2 protein-coding genes are annotated in these 1,838 nt (G+C 64.9%); both read right to left on the reverse strand.

The genetic code is table 11. The annotated features are described in order from the left end of the window. Positions 1-428: 428 nt before the first annotated feature. Positions 429-911, reverse strand: a complete 483-nt coding sequence (locus HPC46_RS34255; RefSeq protein WP_179476419.1) for a hypothetical protein — start codon at positions 909-911, stop codon at positions 429-431. Between the two features lie 77 nt (positions 912-988). Beyond that, positions 989-1,669 (reverse strand): response regulator transcription factor, encoded by a 681-nt coding sequence (locus HPC46_RS34260; protein WP_179476420.1) that lies wholly within the window; start codon positions 1,667-1,669, stop codon positions 989-991. Positions 1,670-1,838: the final 169 nt, after the last annotated feature.

The raw sequence follows: 1,838 nt of genomic DNA on the forward strand, positions 1-1,838 counted from the left end.
TTTTGTTTTTTACTGTTCAGGCAGCACACAGCATTAACACACGGAGTATCGTCGGCAGCGTCCGATTGGGATAAGAGACCGAACCCGGACCCCACCCCCCAACCTGCCGCGACACCCGTCGTTTCGGACGCACCGGTATCCCGAGGTTCCGATGGCGGATTCAGCCCTGGCAGTGGCAACGCGAACGGCGCAGGCGACCCCCCTATCACACAGCCGGTTGGGGCACCCCCAGTCGATCCGGCGGCTCCCGCTCCAAACCAGCCGGGTTGGAAGGGGCCGACGTTTCGGGTGCAATGGCCCGACGTCACGATCAATCTGAATCCAGCGGCGCCGGGGCCGTGGAGGCCGCGCAACCCGAATCCGTCGCCGCCGGACGGCGAGTCGAATGGGACGACCGCCGCCGCGACAGAGGGAGCCGCGGGTTCGCCTCAACCTGCACAGGGCGATACCCAGACGTCGAGTAGTTCTGACTCCGACTCGACCAAACCGACGCCGCCCAGCCCGACACAGCCGACGTCGCCCAACCCCGAGCCGGCGGCCGTCGAATCCAGCTCGTCTTCGTCCTCTCCTGCTCCCTCGGCCACGGCGCATCCGTCGCCAACCGCTCCAACAACGACGGTGGCTCCCGCCGCACCGATGGATCCGACAACGACGGTCGCTCCGACAACGACGGTCGCTCCGACAACGACGGTCGCTCCGACAACGACGGTCGCTCCGACAACGACCACGACAGCCCATCCGACAACGACCTCTCCCAAAGCGACCGCGTCACCGGCTCCACCGCCGACCCCGGTATCAACGGCGGCCCAGGCTCCCGCATCGACTCCCGCTCCCGCCCCGGCCGAGGCCGCGTCCGTGCCAGCGCCTGCCGCACCGCAACTGCCGAAGCTTCCGCCGCTACAGCTGCCCAAGGTGCAGTTGCCCAACCTTGGAGGCGGCAAGCCGGCGGCTCCGACGACGACAATCGTGCCGTCGCCCTGAAGCCGCGTCAGTAGAGATCAGTGAGGCTCAGGATTCCGTCTTCGATCGCACGCGCAAGCAGAGCCGATTTGGTCGGAGCCGGTCGGCCGGCGCTCGCATACTTCGCCCGGGCGCGCTGGAGGTGGGTTCGCACTGTGGTCGGCGCGATATACAACCGCTTGCCCACGAGCTCCTTGCTTTCGGTCTGGAACCAGGCGATCAGCACTTCCTTCTCACGGTCCGACAACTTCAGCCGGCCCAGTGTTGTGTCATTGACGAGGGCTTTGCCCATCCGCGGCCCGACATATGGGGTGCTCGTATGAGCCGAGTGGATGGCCTCGATGAGGTGAAGCTTGCCCTCGGACTTGACCAAATAAGTGACCGCCCCGATTTCCAGGCACGTCAGGATGACTTCGTCGGTGACGAGGTGGGAGTAGACGATGATGCGTTGCCCTGACTCGCAGAGCTTCCGCAGGGTGTCGAAGTCGGGGCGATGACCATCGATCTGCAAGTCGAGAAGGATGACATCGACCTCGCCTGGTGTGGCGACCTCGCTCGCGAAAAACTGCCGGGGATCGGAGAACTTGCCGACGACGTCGATGGGTGGATCGGCATCGGCGCACCACGCCTCGACTCCGGCGTGGACCACATCATGGTCGTCGATCACCGCGACCCTGACTGGCCGCAGGTGCACTTCTTCGGACGGCATAGCGCTGTTTCCCCTCCAGCAGCGGACGGACCGACAAACGTAGAGCAATGATCAGAACCTGTGGATGACCCTCGGTGGGGCGGCATGAAAGTGGGCGCACCTTCCCGGGGATGATCTGAAGTCCAAGGTTCTCTGATCAAGACCGGCGTTGACGCGCTGGTTGGGAAGG

Source organism: Mycolicibacterium vinylchloridicum (genome assembly GCF_013404075.1).
Classification (GTDB): Bacteria; Actinomycetota; Actinomycetes; order Mycobacteriales; family Mycobacteriaceae; genus Mycobacterium; species Mycobacterium vinylchloridicum.

Coding starts and splice junctions, on each gene's coding strand:
- HPC46_RS34260 (WP_179476420.1), bottom strand. CDS start 1,669: ATGCCGTCCGAAGAAGTGCACCTGCGGCCAGTCAGGGTCGCGGTGATC.